Consider the following 18340-nt stretch of genomic DNA (forward strand, 5'->3'; position numbering starts at 1 on the left):
GGCAGGACAGCAGGAGTGCGGTTCATGACCAATGCCCTTAGCGCACAGGAATGTCTGGAGCGGGCCAGAATGCACGAGCAGTTGGCGGCGACGACGGCTGACCCTTATGCCCGCACCATGCATCAGGCGATGGCGGCCGAGTTTCGCCGCCGCGCCGTCATGGGATCGTTCGACGCGGCGCGTGCCGTCATCAACAAGCCGATGGCCGAACTCTGCTCGCCGGTCAGTTGAATCCGGCACGGCGCAGCAGATAGACGTCCATGATCCAGCCATGGCGCTCGCGCAGCGCTGCGCGCCTTTCGATGATGGATGGGCCGGTTTCGCTTAACGGTCCTTCCGCCAGTTCCTCGCACTCCATGCCCAGATAAGCGCCCCACCAGATATGAATGCCTTCGGGCGGAAGCGTGCGGAAGGCGCAATGCGCATCCAGCATCACGACAATGTCGTCCACCCCCGCTGGCCATCCATCGTCCCGCAGGCGGCGGCCCGTTGAGATCAGCACTGGCTCCGCGAGGCGATTGAAGCATATGCCATGGGCCGCCGTCAGCGCCTGGATGCTGGTGATGCCGGGAATGACGCGGATGCTGACCTGGCCGCCCAGACGCGCGGCGATCCGCAGGCTGCTGTCATAAAGGGACGGATCGCCCCAGACCAGCAATGCCAGCGTGCCGCCGCCGGGCAGGTGAAGCGCAGCCTGCTCCATCCATCGGTCGGCGATGGCGTCGTGCCAGGCGGCAACGGCGTCGAGATAGGCAGGCTCCGCCGCGCGTACGGGCATGTCGAATTCGACGATCCGGGTGGGGCCGGTCAGCACCTGCGCGCAGATCGCTCGGCGCAGATCGATCAGGTCCGATTTCGCATCGCCCTTGCGGGGGAGGAGGATGAGGTCGGCCTCATTCATCGCCTTGACCGCCGCGCGCGTGAGGTGATCGGGATTGCCCGTGCCGATGCCGATCAATAGCAGCCGGATCATGCCGCGCCTGCCATCAGGTGAAAAAAGCTGCCAGTGACATGGCCTCGCCGCGATCCAGTGGAGGCGATGTCCTTTCCCGCAGCATCGGTGACATGGGCGAGCGGTTCGTCGGGCTGTTCCATAACCATTGAGTAATGAAACTCATGGCCATTCAGTAGCGTGCCCGCTGCATAGCCGCCCATCGGCGCGAGCAGCTTTGCGAGGCGATAGCCAAGGTGCAGACGGCGTTGCGCGAAGCTGGTGACAAGGCCCAGCAGTCCCGCCAGCGCATGGGCATGCCCATCAGCATCGATCAGCGCTTCGCCCAGCGCCATATAGCCGCCGCATTCGCCATGGATGGGGCGATCCTGTGCATGGCGGCGCAGGCCCGCAAGGAACCGATGAGCACCGGCAAGCGCGGGAGCATGCAGCTCAGGATAGCCGCCCGGCAGCCACACCGTATCGGCATGGGCAGCAGGCGCTTCGTCGGCGAGGGGAGAGAAGGGCAGGATTTCCGCTCCCGCTTCCAGCCATCCCTGGACCATATGGGCATAGGTGAAGGAGAAAGCCGCGTCCTGCGCCAGTGCGATGCGCTGGCCCGGTGGAGGGCAGAGAGCGCTCGCCGGAGCGAGTGGACGTGCGCCAGCAAGGGAGCGTAACCCAGCAAGATCGACATGGGTGGCGAGGTGGTCGGCAAGTGCGTCCATGCGTGCCTCCAACTCAGCCAACTCGCCCGCCTGAACCAGACCGAGATGCCGTTCGGGCAGGCCGAGGCTGGCATCGCGGGGGATGGAACCAAGCACCGGCATGGCGATCGCTTCCATGGCACGGCGGATCATGCGGTCATGGCGATCGCTTCCCACCCGGTTCAGGATCACTCCGGCGACCCTTATGTCCGGGTGCATGGTGCGGAAACCATGGGCAAGGGCGGCGGCCGACTGGCTCTGCCCGGTCACGTCGATGACGAGCAGGACCGGCCAGCCCAGCATGGCGGCGATATCTGCGCTGCTGCCGTTTCCGCTGATGCCGGGAGCCTCGGCTCCGTCGAACAGGCCCATCACGCCTTCGGCTATGGCGAGGTCTGCATCCTGTGCCCGCGCGGCGAGCGAATGGATCAGCGGGCCGTCCATCGCCCAGCTATCGAGGTTGAAGGCGGGCCGGCCGCTTGCCTGAGAGTGAAAGGCCGTGTCGATATAGTCAGGCCCGCATTTATAGGCCTGCACTCTGATGCCTGCTCGCGTCAAGGCGCGGATCAGGCCCAGCGTGACGACTGTCTTGCCGGAGCCTGAGCGCGGCGCCGCGATGAGAAGGCCGGGAGTCATTCCTGCGGACCGGCAAAGCGCGAGTCCGTGGACGCCGGGCGGAAACGGCGGTCATAGCCCGGCGCATAAAGGCTGCTGTCGGCAAAGCCGCTGTCGTCCAGCACTGGTCCGACCAGGATCAGGGCAGTGCGTTCAGGCCCGCCCTCAGCCGCCTCCACCATGGTGCCCAAAGTGGCGCGGACGATCTTTTCATCGGGCCAGCTTGCTCGCCAGACGACGGCGGCGGGACAATCGCGACCGTAGAGCGGCACAAGATCCGCAACGACCCGATCCAGCGCATGTATCGACAGGTGGATGGCCAGCGTCGCTCCACTCGCGCCGAAGGCCGCCAGGGTTTCGCGCGGCGGCATGGCGCTTGCCCTGCCGGAGGTGCGGGTGAGGACCACTGACTGGCCGACGCCGGGCAAAGTCAGTTCCGTGCCCAGCGCGGCGGCAGCGGCGGCGAAGGACGGGACGCCGGGCGTGATGCTGTAGGGAATGCCGAGCGCCTTCAACCGGCGCAATTGTTCGCCCATCGCCGACCAGACGGACAGGTCGCCCGAATGCAGGCGGGCGACATCCAGCCCATCGGCATGCGCCTGCGCGAGCACGCCCGTGATCTCGTCCAGCGTCATGGGCGCGCTGTTGACGATGCGCGCGCCGGGCGGGCAATGGTCGAGCAGGCTGGGGGGGACCAATGACCCGGCATAGAGGCATATGGGCGAGGCGGCGATCAGGTCGCGCCCGCGCAGGGTGATGAGATCGGGCGCGCCGGGACCCGCGCCGATGAAATGGATTGTCATGCGGGAAATCCTTGTGCGAGCGCGCATGTCGCGCCGCCACCGGGCGCTATGGCGCGCAGTGTAAGCAGGCGCGATCCGTTGCCCGCAGCGGCCATCGCCACCGCTTCGGCAACGCTGCCAGTGCGATAGGCGGCAAGGCTGGCGGCGGAAGATGTGGGCGTCGATACGCCGGTGATGGCGGAAGGATCGATGGAAAGGAGGGGCAGGCCCATCGCTTCCGCGAGCGGGGCGATCAGATCCGCCTTGTGCGTCAGGGTCGCGAGGGCGGTGGGAGGCTGAGCCTTTCCAATGGCGAGGTCCAGCGCGGCGCGCAGGGCGTCAGGGCTTACGCTGTCCCGGCAACCGAAACCGGCGACGATCATAGGATGACGCTCCACTGCACAAGTGGATAGGAGGACCGCCAGCCGCGACGCGTGCCGAGCCGTACGGCTGTGGCAAGCTCTATCCGCAGCAGATCTCCCCCGATCCGTGCATGCCAATGGGCCAGCAGGCTTTCGGATTCCAGCGTCACCGCATTGGCCACGAGGCGCGTGGGTTTGCCCCTTAGATCCATGATCCTTTCCAGCAGTTCATTGCTGAGCCCCCCGCCGATGAAAATGGCGTCGGGACGGGCGCGGCCGTGGAGCACCGCTGGAGCACGGCCCTCGATGATCGTCAGCCGGTCCACGCCCAGCCGGTCCGCATTGACGCGGGCGCGAGCGGCGCGGGCAGGATCGGCTTCGAAGGCAACGGCCTGTGTCGAGGGATGGCTTAGCAGCCATTCGATCGCGACAGAGCCGGACCCGCAGCCAATGTCCCACAATGTCTCGCCGGGCCGTGGAGCAAGTGCAGACACGGTCAGCGCGCGGACCGGGCGCTTGGTGATTTGGCCGTCATGGTCGAACCATTGGTCGCCGATGCCGCTGGCGCGCGGCATGACGCCGCCATCTCCGGCAATGTCGATGCCGACAGCGACAGGATGAGCGACATCTGACAGGTCATAGTCATCCGCCCGAACCTGCCGGATACGTTCGCGCGGACCGCCCAGCGCTTCCATCACATGGAGGGTCGAAGCGCCAAAGCTCTCGCGCGTCAGAAATGCCGCAAGCTCCCCCACCGCCGCCCCGTCCCGCAGCAGCACTATGGCATGGCCCCCCGGCGCCAGATCGGGACGCAGGCGCGCAAGAGGCGCGGCATGGAGTCCATGGCAAAGCGTGTCCTGCAAGGCCCAGCCAAGCCGCGCGGCGGCGAGCGAGAAGGTGGAAGGGCCGGGATAGGCGATCCACTCTCCGGCCCCAAGATGGCGGGTGATGCTGGCGCCCGCGCCGAACCAGAAGGGATCGCCTGACGCAAGCATGACCGTTGGCTGTCCCCGGCGCGTCAGCAGCGGCGCAACGCCATCCTCGAACGGCGCTGGCCAGGCATGGCATTCAGCTTTAAGGGGCGGCAGCAGCGCAAGGTGGCGAGGCGCGCCGGTGATGAACTGTGCTTCCTCCAGCGCCGCGCGCGCGATGGAGGGCAGGCCGGTCACGCCATCCTCGCCGATACCGATGATCGTCAGCCAGGGAGTATCAGCGGCCATGACCAACATCCTGATCCTGGGCGGCACGACCGAGGCGAGCGCTCTGGCCGCCGCAGCGGCGCAAAGGGGCTTGCGCGCCACCTTGAGCTATGCGGGACGTACGGAACGGCCCCGCGCCCAGCCGGTGCCGCTCCGCATAGGCGGCTTTGGCGGGGTTGAAGGGCTGACGCGCTATCTCCGGCTGGAAGGGGTGACGCATCTGGTCGACGCGACCCATCCCTTTGCCGCGACGATGAGCCGCCATGCCGCCGAAGCGGCGCGGCTTGCGGGCATCGGCCATATCATGCTCACTCGCCCGCAATGGGAGGCGGGGGAAGGCGACCGATGGAGCCATGTGGCGGATATTGCGGGGGCCGTCGCCGCGCTGGCAGGGAGGGCGCAGCGCGTGATGCTGGCGCTCGGAAGGATGCATGTGGATGCCTTCGCCGCGCAGCCGCAGCATCATTATCTGCTGCGCTTCATCGATCGGCCCGTTGTTCCGCCTGCTCTGCCGCGTCATCATCTGCTGGTGGATCGGGGGCCGTTCGCCGTGGAGAGCGAAGTTGCGCTGATGCGGGCGCATGAGGTCGAGCTGGTCGTCGCCAAAAACGCGGGCGGCGAGGGCGCGCGAGCCAAGCTGGATGCGGCGCGGGAGCTGGACATCCCGGTGCTGATGATCGACCGGCCGCCCCTGCCGGACGTCAGGGTAACGCACAGCGTCGCTGATGTACTCTATTGGCTCGCTCATTCGGCCCAGCGTGGCGTGTAGAGGATTGGTCCGGCGGCGCGATCGATCATGCGGGTTCGGCTGGACCCGACGATCACCATCGTGCGCATGTCCGCCGTTTCGGGCGTAGCCTGCTCCAGCGGGACGATGCGCAATTTCTCTTGAGGCGTCGAGACAGCACGCGCGAAGAGGATCAGGCGGCCTGGTTCGCATGTTTCCCGCAATATGGCGAGGGTCCGGGCGAACCCTTCGGGACGCGATCGGGAGCGGGGGTTGTAGAAGGCGATGGCGAAGTCCGCTTCGACGGCAAGGCGCAGCCTGCGCTCGATCAACGCCCATGGCTTCAGATTGTCCGACAGGTTGATCGCGCAGAAATCATGGCCCAGCGGCGCGCCCGCCCGCGCGGCAGCGGCGAGCATCGCCGTAATGCCGGGCAGGACGCGAATGTCGATCGCGCGCCAGGCGGCGGGACCAGCTTCCAGCGCTTCGAACAAGGCCGATGCCATGGCGAAGACGCCGGGGTCGCCCGACGACGCCACGACTACGCGATGCCCCGCTGCGGCAAGCTCCAGCGCATGCGCGGCGCGATCAAGCTCGACGCGGTTGTCGGACGGGTGCCGCGTCAGGCCGGACCGCTCGGCCACCCGCGACACATAGGGCGCATAGCCGATCAGGTCGGTCGCTTCCTCCAGCGCCATGGTGACTTCCGGCGTGATCAGCGCGTCCGCGCCGGGCCCAAGTCCAGCGACAGCCACCCATCCGCTCATGGCCGCCGTCCCTGTCCATGGATCAGCAGGATGGAAAAATATCCCGTGACGGCTTCCGCCTGCGCCAGCGGCGTGACCCGCTGGTCCGCCATGGTGGCATATTCGACCAGCCAGGCGCAGTCCCGCCTGCCTGCGCTTTCGACGGCACGGCGGAGCTTGGCGAGGTTGCGGCCGATCTTCATGACGACCAGCGCGTTGGTGTCGCGGATGCGCCGGGCAAGCTCCTCTTCGGACAGGGTCGCCATCAGCACGGTCAGCACGTCATCGCCCCAGCTGATAGGCATGCCGCTGGCCGTCCACGCCCCCGACATGCCGGTGATGCCCGGCACGATCTGCACGGGCGCGCGCGCGGAAAGGCGGCTGTGCAGATGCATGAAACTGCCGTAGAAAAAGGGGTCGCCTTCGCACAGGACGACCACATCCTCTCCCTGCATCGCCAGGCCGTGCAGATGCGCGGCGCAGTCCGCATAGAAGGGGGCAAGGCAGGCATTGTAGCGCGGATCGGAAAAGGGAATTTCCGTCGTCACCGGATATTCCATCGCAAATTCCACCGCGTCGGGCCGCAGCATCCCTTCAACGATGCGCCGGGCGTGGCCGGGGCGGCCCGCCTTGCGGAAATAGGCGATGTGACGCGCCTGCCGGATCAGGCGATCCGCGCGAACGCTCATCAGGTCCTGCGCGCCGGGGCCGAGGCCCACGCCATGGATGGTCCCGCTCATTCGGCAGCGCTCGCCAGTGCGTTGAGGGCCGCCACGGTGATGGCGCTGCCGCCCAGCCGTCCTTCGACGATGCAGCAGGGAACGGGCTGCGCCTGCCACAGCGCGTCCTTGGATTCCGCCGCGCCGACGAAGCCGACCGGGCAGCCGATGATCGCTGCCGGGCGAGGGCAGGCGAGGTCCTCCAGCATGTTGAGCAGATGGAAAAGCGCAGTCGGTGCATTGCCGATCGCGACGATCGCGCCCGCCAGATGAGGCCGCCACAGCTCCAGCGCGGCGGCGGACCGGGTGTTGTCCATGGCTTGGGCAAGGGCGGGCACCCGCGCGTCGTGCAGCGTGCACAGGACAGGGTTGGCCGCAGGCAGCCGGGTGCGGGTGATCCCTTCCGAAACCATGCGCGCGTCGCACAATATGGGCGCTCCGGCATTCAGCGCGCCGATGGCCGACTGGGTGAAGGCAGGAGAAAAGCGGATATGCGCCTCAAGGCCGACCAGCCCGGCGGCGTGGATCATCCGCACCGCCACGCGCTCCTCTTCCGCGGCAAAGCGGGCGAGATCCGCCTCCGCCCGGATGGTGCGGAAGGATTGGCGGTAAATGGCCGCTCCGTCGGTTTCATAGACATGCGGCATCAGGAGGCTCCGAAGAGGGTAAATAGCTGCTGAGGGTCAAGGCCGGAGCGAGCGGGCGGCGATCCCGCACGGGCGTTGAACGCCAGATCGAAGCAGCCATTGCGCCCGGTGAGAACCGTGGCTGCCGGGCCCGGCCGCGCGCAGCCCTTGGCGCAGCCCGACACATGCAGGTCAGAGGCAAAGGGCGCCAGCCGCGCCGCCAGATCGCGGGTGCCGACGCTCGCCTGCGGGCAGGCGGGCGCGCCGGGGCAGGCATCGGCGCTCAGCAAGGGACCGGCGGGGCCGTCCGATGGTCCATCATCCCCTTCCAGGATGATGCCGCGCCACGGCGTCAGGCGGACATGGTGTGCTCGGTCCATCAGGCCGCGCAAGGCATCGGCCTCGATCCGGCCAAAGGGCACGCCATGGAAGCGGCCAGGACAAAACTCGATCACAGCGGAGGGGGAGCGGGACCCGGCAGGAATATGGGACGCAGGGTGCGGAAGGAGCGCTGTATGCCGGGCCATCCGGCCCGCCTTCACGCCGCCGCTGCGGACAAACCAGTGGGCGAGCGCGATCAGGTTGTCCACGGCCTTTTCCACGCTCGTCGCCATGCCCTTGTCCCGCCCCTCGGCCCGGAGAATCAATTCTCCGTGCTCGCTCCGTTCGATGCGGAAATCGGCGGGGCTGTGGGCGAGGGCGGGCGCAGGGCCTGCGTCGATGGCGATGCCCACCTTGGGCGGCAGAGGGGGCAATTCGCCCATCCGGTCCAGCAGCGCGCGGGCGATCATATCCGACGCATCGTCAGGCATCCAGTCGGGCGTCAGTATGACCGGCGCGGCAGCTTCCCGGCTGGCATCTGGATTGACCAGGCCCAGCGCGGCCAATGCCTGCACCAGCTCCCCGTGGTCACGCTCCTTCACGCCCCGGATCTGTAGCCCCGCGCGATTGGTCAGGTCGATATGGCCGTTGCCATGGCGCAGCGCCGCATCGCACAGGCCAAGCACTTGCATGCGGCTCATCCGGCCAAGGCGGGGTCGGACACGGACCAGCAGGCCGTCTCCCGCCATCATCGGCCGCCATGCGGTCGGACACCATCCCCGCACCGCAGGATGAGGCGATTGATCAGCGGACGCGCGCCCCGGCCAGTCCTGCACTTTTAAAGCCCTCCAGGTGTCAAGCAACGATGGCGGCGGTGCGCCCGTGCGTGATGAGACGCAGCCGGGCACGGCCGCAGCCGCACGAAAATTCGTCGCTCAAACGGAGAACCGAGCCGTGACCATCCCCTGGATCATGGCAAGAGCGACCTTTGCGGCGGCAGGTCTCCTGGCTTGCGGGTCAATGCGTGAAGCATGGGCCTTCCCGGATTGCTCCAGTGGCTGATCGCCCGGTACACGATCGTCCATGTCTCGCTCGCCGCTCACAGTTGCAGGGACAGCCACGGATTAGGGAGCAAGCTCCCGCACCGCGTTCCCATTTAAGCCCCAAAAGGGACACCGACGCGATCGATGGACCGGCAGGCCGGTCCGCTTCGCCTCTTAGAGCGCTCGCCGGTGAAAGGGAAGGGGCTTCGGCAGGCTTGGCGCGATCGGAGACTTGGCGCTTCTGCCTGTGCAGGAGCACGGCGCATCCCTAGCGTTTCATCACCACCGAACGCCAACCCGTCCGCTGTTCCCAGCCGCGCCGTTCCAGCTCTGGCGCGTCCTCTTCGCTTTCCGGGCGGCCCAGGCATAGCAACCCAAGACAAGCCCAGTTCGCGGGAATATCCAGCATCGCGTCTACGTCTTCGGACTCCATGATGGATACCCAGCCCATGCCGATGCCACGGGTCCGGGCCGCCAGCCAGAGCGTATGAACGGCCATTACGCAGCTATAGCGCCGCGCTTCTGGCATGGTGACCGCGCCCAGATGGTGTCCGGTTTCCGTGCCGTCGTCGCAGTAGACGGCGAACAGCACCGGGGCTTCGCGCAGGCCGTGCAGCTTGAGGCTGCGGTAAAGGCGGTCCTGATCGCCTTCATACGCCTCTCCCGCCGCGCTGACCTGAGCATCGACGTGGCGGGCGAGCCGTTCGCGAAGTCCGGCGGTTTCGATCCGCACGAAGCGCCAGGGCTGCGACAAGCCGACAGACGGCGCGCGATGCGCCATGCTCAGCAGCCATTCCACGTCGCTCTCGTCAAGCGGGTCAGTGCGGAAATGGCGAACATCCCGCCGCGCCCGGACCAGCGCTTCGAACGCAGCGCTGTCAATGGGCGTGATGGCGGGACCGCTCATGTCAGAATTCTATCCCCGGCTGCGCCTTCACCCCGCTGCGGAAAGGATGCCTGATCAGCGTCATTTCGGTGACCAGATCGGCCGCCTCCACCAATGCATCGGGAGCGTTGCGGCCGGTGACAATGACATGCTTCATCGGGTCACGTCCTGCGACGGCCTCCAGCACTTCGTCAAGCGGCAGATAGTCGTACCGCAGCACGATGTTCAGCTCGTCGGCAAGCACCATGTCATAGGCGGGATCGGCGATCATCCGCTTCACCTCGTCCCATGCCTCGCGGGTGAGCGCGATATCGCGCGTGCGGTCCTGCGTGTTCCAGGTGAAGCCTTCGCCCATCGGCTTGAACGTGACATTATCGGGAAACGCGTCGAACACCGCTTTTTCTCCGGTGGTCATCGCACCCTTGACGAACTGCACGACGCCGACCTTCTTGCCATGGCCGATCGCGCGCACCACCATGCCGAGCGCGGCGGTCGTCTTGCCCTTGCCCTTGCCGGTATGGACGATCAGCAGGCCCTTTTCCTGCGTCTTGGTCGCCATGATCTTGTCATGGGCGGCCTGCTTCTTCTTCATCTTCTCGGCATGTTGTTCCGGAGTGCGTTCGATCATGGTCGGTCTTCCTTGAGGCTGGAAAGGAGCATGGCGGCGCTATTGGACCGGGGCCGCCAAAGGCCGCGATCAAGCGCTTCCGACAGGCGGGCGGCGGTTTCGCGCAGGGCGGCGGGGTTCACCTCCGCCATGAAGGCGCGGACGGCTTCATCCTCGATGAAGGCGGCGTGGACGGCGTCGAAATGATGATCCTTGACGCCATGGGTGGTGGCGGCAAAGGCGAAGAGATAATCGACCGAGGCGGCGATTTCGAACGCGCCCTTGTAGCCGTGGCGCATCATGCCCGCGATCCACTTGGGATTGGTCACGCGGGCGCGCACGACGCGGCCGATCTCATCCTCCAGCGTGCGTACGACCGGCCGTTCCGGGCGGCTATGGTCATTATGATAGCTGAGCGGCGTCTTGCCGGAGAGATGCTCCACCGCCGCCGCGATCCCGCCTTCGAACTGGTAATAATCATCGCTGTCGAGCAGGTCATGCTCGCGATTGTCCTGATTCTGGATAAGTGCGTCCGCTTCGGCCAGCCGCCGCGCGAACAGGGCGCGATCGGTCTCTCCCTCCACGCCGCCGCCATAGGCATGACCGCCCCAATCGAGATAGATATTCGCAAGGTCGGACCGGTCGTGCCAGATGCTTTCATCGATCATCGCCTGCAAACCCGTGCCGTAAGTTCCCGGCGCGGAACCGAAAACACGCGCCCCCGCGCGGCGGAGCGCCGCCTTTTCGGACGCGCCCTCCGCCATCAGAAGGGCGGTTTCGGCACGGTGGCGGGCGGCGGCGGGATTATCCTCCTCCGGCTCGTCCAGTGCCATCACCGCGCGGGCGGCGCTGTCGACCAGATCGGCCTGTTCAGGGAAGGCGTCGCGGAAGAAGCCCGATATGCGCAGGGTGACGTCGACCCTTGGGCGATTGAGTTCCGCGATCTTCATCACCTCAAAGCCGATGACCCGGCCCGATGACCATTCCCAGCGCGGACGCACGCCCATCAATGCCAGCGCCTGGGCGATATCATCGCCTCCGGTGCGCATATTGGCGGTGCCCCACGCGGAAATCGCCATCGCGCGCGGATATTCTCCCTGCCGCTGGAGATAGTCCTGGACCAGCAGTTCGGCGGATCGCTGCCCCAGATTCCAGGCCGCTACGGTGGGGACGGCGCGCGTGTCCACCGAGTAGAAGTTGCGGCCGGTCGGCAATACATCGGGCCGCCCGCGCGTGGGCGCGCCGGAAGGGCCGGGGAGGACGAAACGCCCGTCAAGCGCCGCCAAAAGCGCCGCTTTCTCGGCCGGTCCGCTGGCGTCGACGCGCGGGGCGAGCCCGCTGTACAACGCCTCGATGATAGCGGCGCTTTTTGGACCAGGCGCATCGCCCTTGGTATCGAGCAGATGGATAGCGAGTAGTTCGAGCCGCTCCACCGTATCGCCCGTTGTTCGCCAGGGCGCTGGCGTCAGAGAGCCAAGCTCCGGCGGGCGGGCACCTTGCCACGGCGTCCCCATGACAAAATCCAATGGATTGAAACCAAGGGAAAGATCGTCAGCCAATGCGGTAAGCAGCGATCCTTCGCCATCCTCCAATCCGCGCGGGCAACGGGCGAGCGCGATCAGCAGGTCCCGGCGTTGCGTTCCTTCTGGCGACCGGGTGAAGACATGCAGCCCATCGCGGATCTGCATTTCCTTGAGGTCACACAGATAGTTGTCGATCGCTGCCAAGGCATCGTCTCCGCCGCCTTCCGCGCCCGCATCCTTGTCCAGCCCCTGTGACGCGGCGAGCGCCAATATATCCTTGCGCAGCGTCTCCAACCGGCGAGGGTCCATGCCGGCGGCGAGATAATATTCATCGACCAGCGCCTCCAGTTCCTTGAGCGGGCCGTAGCTTTCGGCGCGGGTCAAGGGCGGCGTCAGATGATCGATGATGCAAGCGCCGATGCGCCGTTTCGCCTGCGTGCCCTCGCCCGGATCATTGACGATGAAGGGATAGATTTGCGGGACCGGCCCGGCGCAGATTTCGGGGAAGCAGTTTTCGGATAAGGCGATCGCCTTGCCGGGCAACCATTCCAGATTTCCATGTTTGCCGACATGCACGACGGCATGCGCCTTGAAACGACTGGCCAGCCAGAAGTGGAAGGCCAGATAAGCATGCGGCGGCGGCAGGGCCGGATCGTGATAGCTGGATTTCGGGTCCACATCATAGCCGCGCGAGGGCTGAACAGCCACGGCCAGCTTGCCGAAGCGATGGACGGCAATCGAAAAAGCTCCATCGCGCAGGGCCGGGTCGGCCTCAGGTGGGCCCCAGCGAGATATGACCGCGTCCTGCACGGCTTGGGGTAGAGCTGCAAAGGCTGTTTGATAGTCCGGCAGGGGCAGTCGTTCCGGCGGCGCGGTTGCGGTGAGCCGCTGCATCAGCTCCGCGCCATCGCCCGGCGCTCCAGCGGCATCGTAGCCAGCTTCGGCGAGCGCATCCAGGATTGCGGCAGCGCTCGCAGGCGTATCAAGCCCCACGCCATTGCCGATACGTCCGGCCCGGCCCGGATAGTTGGCGAGGATAAGGGCGATCCTGCGCTTACCGGGGCTGGTTTTGCGCAGCTTTGCCCAATTTACAGTGAGTTGGGCAGTGAAGCTCGCACGATCTTCAAGAATTTGGGGCACGATGATGCTGCACTGGGTGCGTTCATCGAAGCGAGCGGCCGCCTTGAACGCCACGGCGCGGGTGAAAAGCCGCCCGTCCACCTCTGGAAGCGCAATATGCATGGCGAGGTCGCGGGGGCCAAGTCCCCGCGCGCTCGCCTGCCATGCCTGCTCCTCGGCGCTGGCGAAGACGGTCTGGAGGATCGGGCAATCGGCTTGCTCAAGAATGGACGGCGTGCGCGGTTCGCCCGGAGCCGACGCGGCGAAGGCGGTGGCATTGAGGATGACATCCGGCGGCGTCTGCGTCATCGCCGCACGCAGGAAATCCCTTGCAAAGGGTTCGCGAAGCGCGCGAACATGCACTGGTAAGACATTGAGACCATGGGCTTGTAGTTGAAAGATCATGGCATCGACCGCATCCATCGTCCCGGCGATCAGCAAGGCGCGATAGAAGAGGAAAAGGACCGTCGGTTGTCCCTCGCGCCACCGGCTTTTCACCTCGTCCAGCGTCACGCGCTCCGCACCGGGCCAATAAAGCCCGGCATCCGCCACCGGGACGGGAGCGTCCGCTTCTCCTGCATCAAGTCCGGCAAGGCGCGCGGCCTCCCTCAGGAAGCTGACGGCATTGGCGATGCCGCCCTGACGGATATAGTCGCGCAGCCGCTCGCAACTGGCTTGAGGGAGGGTCGAGGCCTGAACCAGATCGGGGTCCTGTTCCTGCCCGTCGGCGATCGCGGCGAAGGCGATCCCCTTCTCCCGCGCCATTCTGGCAATTTCATCAATGCCATAGGGCCAATAGCTCCTGCCGCCTAGCAGGATGACGCAGACGAAGCGCGCGTGGGCGATGACCTTTTCGACATAGAGGTCGACGGAATAGGGGTGGCGCAGCTGGAGCAGGTTGGCGAGCCGCACTGAGGGAGCATCATCCCCCAATGCCGCCGCCGCGCTGGCGAGGCAGGCAAGGTCGCTGTCCGCCACGGTAAGCACGACGATATCACCCGGCGATTGGCCAAGATCGATGGCTTCATCGCCGTTCGAAACGGTGCCGGGCGTGGCGGTCAGCAGATGCATCAGGCGGGGACCGGCCCTGCACCGAGCATCGCAGCGATGGCATTGCGGTCAAGACCGCTCTGGCCGATGATGACGAGCCGGGAAGCGCGCTGCTCGTCCGGCTGCCACGCGCGGTCATAATGATGCTGCACGCGCGGCCCCACCGATTGGAGGACGAGGCGGGCGGGACGGCCCCGGACCGCCAGGAAGCCCTTGACGCGCAACAGGTCATGCTCCGCAATGGCCCGGTTCAATGCGGCGAGCAGCGGTTCCGCACTCTCCAGTTCGCCAAGGTCCAGCACGAAGCTGTCGAAGTCATCATGATCATGATCCTCCTCACCGTCATGATGCGACGGCCGGCCATCGATCTGATCCTCCACCGCGGCATCTATGCCCAGCAGAGCCGCCGGATCGACGCGGCCCATGGAGGTGCGCACGATGCTGACGCCGGACCGGATTTCCTGCCGCAGCCCGTCCTCCACTTCCTCCAGCCGCGCCGCATCCACGAGGTCGGTCTTGTTGAGGAGGACAAGGTCGGCGCAGGCAAGCTGGTCTTCGAACAGTTCCTCGATCGGGCTGTCATGATCCAGCGTGGGATCGGCGGCGCGGGCGGCGGCCAACGCGGCTTCGTCATGGGCGAAGCGCCCTGCGGCGAGCGCGTCGGCATCCACAAGCGCGACCACGCCGTCCACGGTCGCGCGCGTGCGGATGCCGGGCCATTGGAACGCCTTCACCAGAGGCTTGGGCAAGGCAAGCCCGGACGTTTCGATGATGATGTGGTCGGGCGGCACAGGCCGGTCGAGCAGCCGCTGCATGGTCGGCAGGAAATCGTCCGCCACGGTGCAGCAGATGCAGCCATTGGCAAGCTCGATTATATCGTCGTCCGGGCAGGCTTCATCGCCGCAGCCCTTCACCAGCGCGCCGTCCACGCCGACATCGCCGAATTCGTTGATGACAAGGGCGATGCGGCGGCCGCCCGCATTTTCGATGAGGTGACGGATCAGGGTCGTCTTGCCCGCGCCCAGAAAGCCGGTGATGACGGTGGCGGGAATCTTGTTCATGATATGCTTCCTTGCGGTGCGAGGGGGACATCGATCTCGTCGAAGCGCTTCCAGCGGTAGATCGCCCAGCTGATCAGCCAGCAGGCGGCGAACAGGCCGACGATGAAGAAGCCCAGGCTGTTGAAATGCTCGCCAAGGCTGGCGGCCAGCGACCAGAGGCCTCCCGTAAAGCCGAGCTTGTTCCCCAGAAGCGCGATCACCTCTATCCCGCCGATGACGATGGCGACGATCGCCGACACCAGCGTGATGGTGATGTTGTAATAGAGCTTGCGGATGGGTTTCACGAACGCCCATTGATAGGCCCCCATCATCAGCGCCCCATCAGCCGTGTCCACCAGCGCCATGCCCGCAGCGAAAAGCAGCGGGAAGATAAGGACGGTGGAGAGCGCAAGGCCGCTCGCCGCGTGCCCGGCGGACAAGCCCAGAATGGCGATCTCCGTCGCCGTGTCGAAGCCCAGGCCGAACAGGAAACCGAGCGGCGCCATGTGCCAGCTGCGCGTCACCAGCCGGAAAAGCGGCTTGAAAATCCGGGCGAGCAGTCCCCGGTTCCCCAGCAGCATGTCCATGTCCTCGCTGGTATAGGCGCCGCCCCTGCGGACATGGTTGAAAGCCGACCAGACCGATTTCAGGATGATCAGGTTCACGGCGGCGATGGCGAAGAGGAAGGTCGCGGAGATGATGGTGGCGATGACGCCGCCAATCTCCCCAGCCGCTTCCACCCGGCTGAGCGCGCTGGCGGCGGTGGCGATCAGCACCGCGCCGATCAGCACGATGCCGCTATGGCCGATCGCGAACCAGAAGCCCACCGTCAGCGGGCGCTCGCCATTTTGCATCAGCTTGCGGGTCACATTGTCGATCGCGGCGATATGGTCTGCGTCCACCGCATGGCGCAGGCCCAGGCTCCAGGCGAGCAGGGCCGTGCCCAGCATCGCCACGTCGCCCGCGAACAGAAGGCCAGCCCATATCCACAAAAGGATGTTGGCCGCGATCAGCCCGGCAAACATCCAGGTGGCGCGGCGGCGTATGGACCCCTGCGGTGGAGGGTCGAGAGTTGGAGAAAGAGCATTCATGAGCCAGTCCGTTGGCGTCAGCGAACCGGAACGGGAGCCTCCGCAAAGCGGCCGGCGGCGCGCGCCGGACGGACGCCAGTGCGCCCGGCACGCATGCCGGTGCGGCTCCCGCCGCACGAAGCGTCGCTCAGACGGAACACCGTGCCCCGGCCATCCCCTGGACCAAAGCAAGAGCGACCAGACGCCGGCAGGTCTCCTGGCTTGCGGGTCGTCGCTCGGCACATGGCCTTCCCAGGCCTCGCAGGATTTAGCGTCCGGCCCAGTGGCTGACCCTCCCATGTCATGGAAGGTCGATATGTGTCTCGCTCGCCGCTCACAGTTGCAGGGACAGCCGCGGATTTGGACGCCCTAAAAGGAAAGGACATCCGCACCGCATTCCCATTCAAGCCCCCTTCGGGGCACCGGCGCGATCAATGAAGACCGCCCTTGGGGCAGGCCTTCGCCGACGTGCATAGAGCGGCCTGCGGCAAAAAGGAAGCGGGCGGTTGGAAACGCCGAATGAAATAAAATGGTAATATTATCGTCACGCGATAGTCACTGAACTGACATAGCGGCGCCACCCATGAGAAGGGATCAAGCAATGAAAGCCAGCCGTTGGGCGATCGCGATCGCGATGCTCCAGATCAGCGCCCCGTCATGGGCGAACGCCCAGACGATCAGCCAGGCCGAAGCCGAACAGTTGCGCGCGCAGATCGCCACGTTGAAGGCGCAGGTGGAGATGCTGGAGGCCCGGCTCGATTCCGCAGCGCCCGCCGCAGCTTCGGGTTCCGCTCCGGCCGCCGCGCCCAAGGCGCTGGCGGCTGCGTCCAAGCCTGAGAACAAGGCCAAGCCGGAAACGGACATCAGCTGGAAGGGCAGCCCGGTTTTCGCCAGCGACGACGCCAAGTTCAAGGTGAAGGGCCGGATCCAATATGACGCCGGTCTGCTGATGGCGCCGGAAAGTGTATCGGATCGCGCCAAAGGCTATTCGAACGAGCTTCGCCGCCTGCGGCTGGGGGCCGAAGGGCAATTGGGCGCGGGCTTTGGATACAAGCTTGAGGTCGAACTGTCGGACAACAGCGTCGATCTGGTCGACACGTTCATCACCTATGAAAAGGGCAAGTGGCTGATCACGCTGGGCAATCATAACCAGTTTCAGTCGCTGGACGAACTGATCGGCGACACCACGGGATCAGTGATGGAGCGCGCTGCCTTCACCGACGCCTTCAACTTCGAACGCCGCATCGGCCTGTCTGCGCAATATAAGTCGGGCATTCTGCTGGCCCAGCTAGGCCTGTTTTCCGACAGCGCCGATTCGCTGACCAATGACGAGGATGGCGACGAGAATGACAGCTACAGCGTCGACGGACGGATCGTGCTTGCGCCGCGCATCGGCAAGACTCAGCTGCATTTCGGCGCATCCGGCCATTGGCGGGACCTCAACCGTCTGTCGGATGAGCCACTGCGCTACCGCCAGCGCCCCTATCTGCACACGGTCAACACGCGTTTCCTCGCGACGCCAGCAATCGATGCTACGGGCGAAAGCCATTATGGGCTGGAGCTCGCGGGGACGCGCGGGCCGCTCTATTGGGCCGGTGAAACGCACTGGCTGCGGACGAAGCGGCCCGGCCTTTCGGACCCGACATTCTTCGGCGGCTATGCTGAGGTCGGCTATTTCCTGACCGGCGAGACACGCGCCTACAAGAACGGCATTTTCGGCAGCACCAAGCCCAGGCAGGCCTTTGGCGACGGCGGGATGGGCGCGCTGCAACTCACCGCGCGCTATGACTATCTGGACCTGAATGACAAGGATATCGTGGGCGGCACCCAAAATGCCTGGATTTTGGGCCTGGTATGGACGCCGATCGAATATCTCCGCTTCAACCTCAACTACGCCCATCTGCGCTACACCGATGCGGCCATTCCGGCGGGCACCGACCGCGATTACAGCGCAAATGTCGTGGGCTGGCGCGCCGAACTGGACTTCTGATCCGGCGGGGCATGGCCGGGCAGGGCCCGTGCCCCGCATCTAGCCGCTTGCGGCGTCAGCCCGTCCGCATTATCAGCAGCGCCGCGACAGGTTCCCCATCAAGGGGATGAAAAGGGAAGTCGGGTCAAAGCCCGCGCTGCCCCTGCAACTGTAAGCGGAGAGCGTACGGCCATCATGCCATTGGAACCCCCCGCAGGGGCTTTCCGAGAAGGCGGCCGGACGCACCGACCCGCGAGCCAGGAGACCTGCCTGCCGCAGTCGTTCTTCGACCGGACAG

Annotated in this window: 17 protein-coding genes and 3 riboswitches; of the genes, 3 read left to right on the forward strand and 14 right to left on the reverse strand. The window is 65.9% G+C overall.

Features of this window, described 5'->3' with window-relative positions:
• Positions 1–24 precede the first annotated feature (24 nt).
• The gene (locus ET21_RS0120620) at positions 25–231 is read left to right on the forward strand and encodes a hypothetical protein (RefSeq protein ID WP_030541149.1); all 207 of its coding nucleotides are present in this window, start codon (positions 25–27) and stop codon (positions 229–231) included.
• On the opposite strand, the gene cobF is transcribed toward ET21_RS0120620, so the two are convergent.
• The 5 genes from cobF to ET21_RS0120645 are packed head-to-tail and all read right to left on the reverse strand — an operon-like array spanning position 224 to position 4617.
• Positions 224–973, reverse strand: a complete 750-nt coding sequence (gene cobF, locus ET21_RS0120625; RefSeq protein WP_030541150.1) for a precorrin-6A synthase (deacetylating) — start codon at positions 971–973, stop codon at positions 224–226. The two genes, ET21_RS0120620 and cobF, sit on opposite strands and share 8 nt — an antisense overlap.
• Positions 970–2274 (reverse strand): cobyrinate a,c-diamide synthase, encoded by a 1305-nt coding sequence (locus ET21_RS0120630; protein WP_030541151.1) that lies wholly within the window; start codon positions 2272–2274, stop codon positions 970–972. The genes cobF and ET21_RS0120630 overlap by 4 nt, the downstream gene beginning before the upstream one ends.
• Positions 2271–3056 (reverse strand): precorrin-4 C(11)-methyltransferase, encoded by a 786-nt coding sequence (gene cobM / locus ET21_RS0120635; protein ID WP_030541152.1) that lies wholly within the window; start codon positions 3054–3056, stop codon positions 2271–2273. The genes ET21_RS0120630 and cobM overlap by 4 nt, the downstream gene beginning before the upstream one ends.
• Positions 3053–3418: a cobalamin biosynthesis protein gene (locus ET21_RS0120640; RefSeq protein WP_030541153.1), complete on the reverse strand. Its 366-nt coding sequence runs from the start codon at positions 3416–3418 to the stop codon at positions 3053–3055. Before ET21_RS0120640 ends, cobM begins: the two co-directional genes overlap by 4 nt.
• Entirely contained in the window at positions 3415–4617 is a 1203-nt protein-coding gene (locus ET21_RS0120645; RefSeq protein WP_030541154.1) for a bifunctional cobalt-precorrin-7 (C(5))-methyltransferase/cobalt-precorrin-6B (C(15))-methyltransferase, read from the reverse strand. The genes ET21_RS0120640 and ET21_RS0120645 overlap by 4 nt, the downstream gene beginning before the upstream one ends.
• On the opposite strand from ET21_RS0120645, the gene ET21_RS0120650 reads away from it, so the two are divergent.
• A complete protein-coding gene (locus ET21_RS0120650) occupies positions 4616–5365 on the forward strand; it encodes a cobalt-precorrin-6A reductase (protein ID WP_030541155.1) in 750 nt (249 codons plus the stop codon). The genes ET21_RS0120645 and ET21_RS0120650 overlap by 2 nt on opposite strands.
• Here ET21_RS0120650 and cobJ read toward each other — a convergent pair.
• From cobJ to ET21_RS0120695, 9 genes are all read right to left on the reverse strand, one after another.
• Positions 5341–6090 (reverse strand): precorrin-3B C(17)-methyltransferase, encoded by a 750-nt coding sequence (gene cobJ / locus ET21_RS0120655; RefSeq protein ID WP_030541156.1) that lies wholly within the window; start codon positions 6088–6090, stop codon positions 5341–5343. The two genes, ET21_RS0120650 and cobJ, sit on opposite strands and share 25 nt — an antisense overlap.
• Positions 6087–6809 carry a precorrin-2 C(20)-methyltransferase gene (gene cobI / locus ET21_RS0120660; RefSeq protein WP_030541157.1) on the reverse strand — a complete coding sequence of 241 codons (723 nt, stop codon included), beginning with the start codon at positions 6807–6809 and terminating at the stop codon, positions 6087–6089. The genes cobJ and cobI overlap by 4 nt, the downstream gene beginning before the upstream one ends.
• A complete protein-coding gene (locus ET21_RS0120665; RefSeq protein WP_030541158.1) occupies positions 6806–7435 on the reverse strand; it encodes a precorrin-8X methylmutase in 630 nt (209 codons plus the stop codon). Before ET21_RS0120665 ends, cobI begins: the two co-directional genes overlap by 4 nt.
• The gene (locus ET21_RS0120670) at positions 7435–8487 is read right to left on the reverse strand and encodes a cobalamin biosynthesis protein CobG (RefSeq protein WP_030541159.1); all 1053 of its coding nucleotides are present in this window, start codon (positions 8485–8487) and stop codon (positions 7435–7437) included. The genes ET21_RS0120665 and ET21_RS0120670 overlap by 1 nt, the downstream gene beginning before the upstream one ends.
• Positions 8488–8712: 225 nt before the next feature.
• Positions 8713–8930: riboswitch (cobalamin riboswitch) on the reverse strand.
• 116 nt (positions 8931–9046) lie between these two features.
• Positions 9047–9685: a 5,6-dimethylbenzimidazole synthase gene (gene bluB / locus ET21_RS0120675; RefSeq protein WP_081856801.1), complete on the reverse strand. Its 639-nt coding sequence runs from the start codon at positions 9683–9685 to the stop codon at positions 9047–9049.
• A 1-nt stretch (position 9686) separates the two neighbouring features.
• The gene (gene cobO, locus ET21_RS0120680; protein WP_030541161.1) at positions 9687–10292 is read right to left on the reverse strand and encodes a cob(I)yrinic acid a,c-diamide adenosyltransferase; all 606 of its coding nucleotides are present in this window, start codon (positions 10290–10292) and stop codon (positions 9687–9689) included.
• A complete protein-coding gene (gene cobN / locus ET21_RS0120685) occupies positions 10289–13984 on the reverse strand; it encodes a cobaltochelatase subunit CobN (RefSeq protein WP_030541162.1) in 3696 nt (1231 codons plus the stop codon). The genes cobO and cobN overlap by 4 nt, the downstream gene beginning before the upstream one ends.
• Positions 13984–15024: a cobalamin biosynthesis protein CobW gene (gene cobW, locus ET21_RS0120690; protein ID WP_030541163.1), complete on the reverse strand. Its 1041-nt coding sequence runs from the start codon at positions 15022–15024 to the stop codon at positions 13984–13986. Before cobW ends, cobN begins: the two co-directional genes overlap by 1 nt.
• Entirely contained in the window at positions 15021–16094 is a 1074-nt protein-coding gene (locus ET21_RS0120695; RefSeq protein WP_030541164.1) for a HoxN/HupN/NixA family nickel/cobalt transporter, read from the reverse strand. The genes cobW and ET21_RS0120695 overlap by 4 nt, the downstream gene beginning before the upstream one ends.
• A 168-nt stretch (positions 16095–16262) precedes the next feature.
• Positions 16263–16515: riboswitch (cobalamin riboswitch) on the reverse strand.
• A 159-nt stretch (positions 16516–16674) separates the two neighbouring features.
• Here ET21_RS0120695 and ET21_RS0120700 point away from each other — a divergent pair.
• A complete protein-coding gene (locus ET21_RS0120700) occupies positions 16675–18063 on the forward strand; it encodes an OprO/OprP family phosphate-selective porin (protein WP_030541165.1) in 1389 nt (462 codons plus the stop codon).
• A gap of 71 nt (positions 18064–18134) precedes the next feature.
• Positions 18135–18331: riboswitch (cobalamin riboswitch) on the forward strand.
• The last annotated feature ends 9 nt before the right edge of the window (positions 18332–18340 follow it).

The organism is Sphingobium sp. DC-2 (assembly GCF_000722555.1).
Lineage (GTDB): Bacteria > Pseudomonadota > Alphaproteobacteria > Sphingomonadales > Sphingomonadaceae > Sphingobium > Sphingobium quisquiliarum.

Excerpts from the sequence above, each read along its gene's own strand:
- ET21_RS0120620 (WP_030541149.1), top strand. The coding sequence starts at position 25 with ATGACCAATGCCCTTAGCGCACAGGAATGTCTGGAGCGGGCCAGAATG.
- cobF (WP_030541150.1), bottom strand. The coding sequence starts at position 973 with ATGATCCGGCTGCTATTGATCGGCATCGGCACGGGCAATCCCGATCAC.
- ET21_RS0120630 (WP_030541151.1), bottom strand. The coding sequence starts at position 2,274 with ATGACTCCCGGCCTTCTCATCGCGGCGCCGCGCTCAGGCTCCGGCAAG.
- cobM (WP_030541152.1), bottom strand. The coding sequence starts at position 3,056 with ATGACAATCCATTTCATCGGCGCGGGTCCCGGCGCGCCCGATCTCATC.
- ET21_RS0120640 (WP_030541153.1), bottom strand. The coding sequence starts at position 3,418 with ATGATCGTCGCCGGTTTCGGTTGCCGGGACAGCGTAAGCCCTGACGCC.
- ET21_RS0120650 (WP_030541155.1), top strand. The coding sequence starts at position 4,616 with ATGACCAACATCCTGATCCTGGGCGGCACGACCGAGGCGAGCGCTCTG.
- ET21_RS0120645 (WP_030541154.1), bottom strand. The coding sequence starts at position 4,617 with ATGGCCGCTGATACTCCCTGGCTGACGATCATCGGTATCGGCGAGGAT.
- cobJ (WP_030541156.1), bottom strand. The coding sequence starts at position 6,090 with ATGAGCGGATGGGTGGCTGTCGCTGGACTTGGGCCCGGCGCGGACGCG.
- cobI (WP_030541157.1), bottom strand. The coding sequence starts at position 6,809 with ATGAGCGGGACCATCCATGGCGTGGGCCTCGGCCCCGGCGCGCAGGAC.
- ET21_RS0120665 (WP_030541158.1), bottom strand. The coding sequence starts at position 7,435 with ATGCCGCATGTCTATGAAACCGACGGAGCGGCCATTTACCGCCAATCC.
- ET21_RS0120670 (WP_030541159.1), bottom strand. The coding sequence starts at position 8,487 with ATGATGGCGGGAGACGGCCTGCTGGTCCGTGTCCGACCCCGCCTTGGC.
- bluB (WP_081856801.1), bottom strand. The coding sequence starts at position 9,685 with ATGAGCGGTCCCGCCATCACGCCCATTGACAGCGCTGCGTTCGAAGCG.
- cobO (WP_030541161.1), bottom strand. The coding sequence starts at position 10,292 with ATGATCGAACGCACTCCGGAACAACATGCCGAGAAGATGAAGAAGAAG.
- cobN (WP_030541162.1), bottom strand. The coding sequence starts at position 13,984 with ATGCATCTGCTGACCGCCACGCCCGGCACCGTTTCGAACGGCGATGAA.
- cobW (WP_030541163.1), bottom strand. The coding sequence starts at position 15,024 with ATGAACAAGATTCCCGCCACCGTCATCACCGGCTTTCTGGGCGCGGGC.
- ET21_RS0120695 (WP_030541164.1), bottom strand. The coding sequence starts at position 16,094 with ATGAATGCTCTTTCTCCAACTCTCGACCCTCCACCGCAGGGGTCCATA.
- ET21_RS0120700 (WP_030541165.1), top strand. The coding sequence starts at position 16,675 with ATGAAAGCCAGCCGTTGGGCGATCGCGATCGCGATGCTCCAGATCAGC.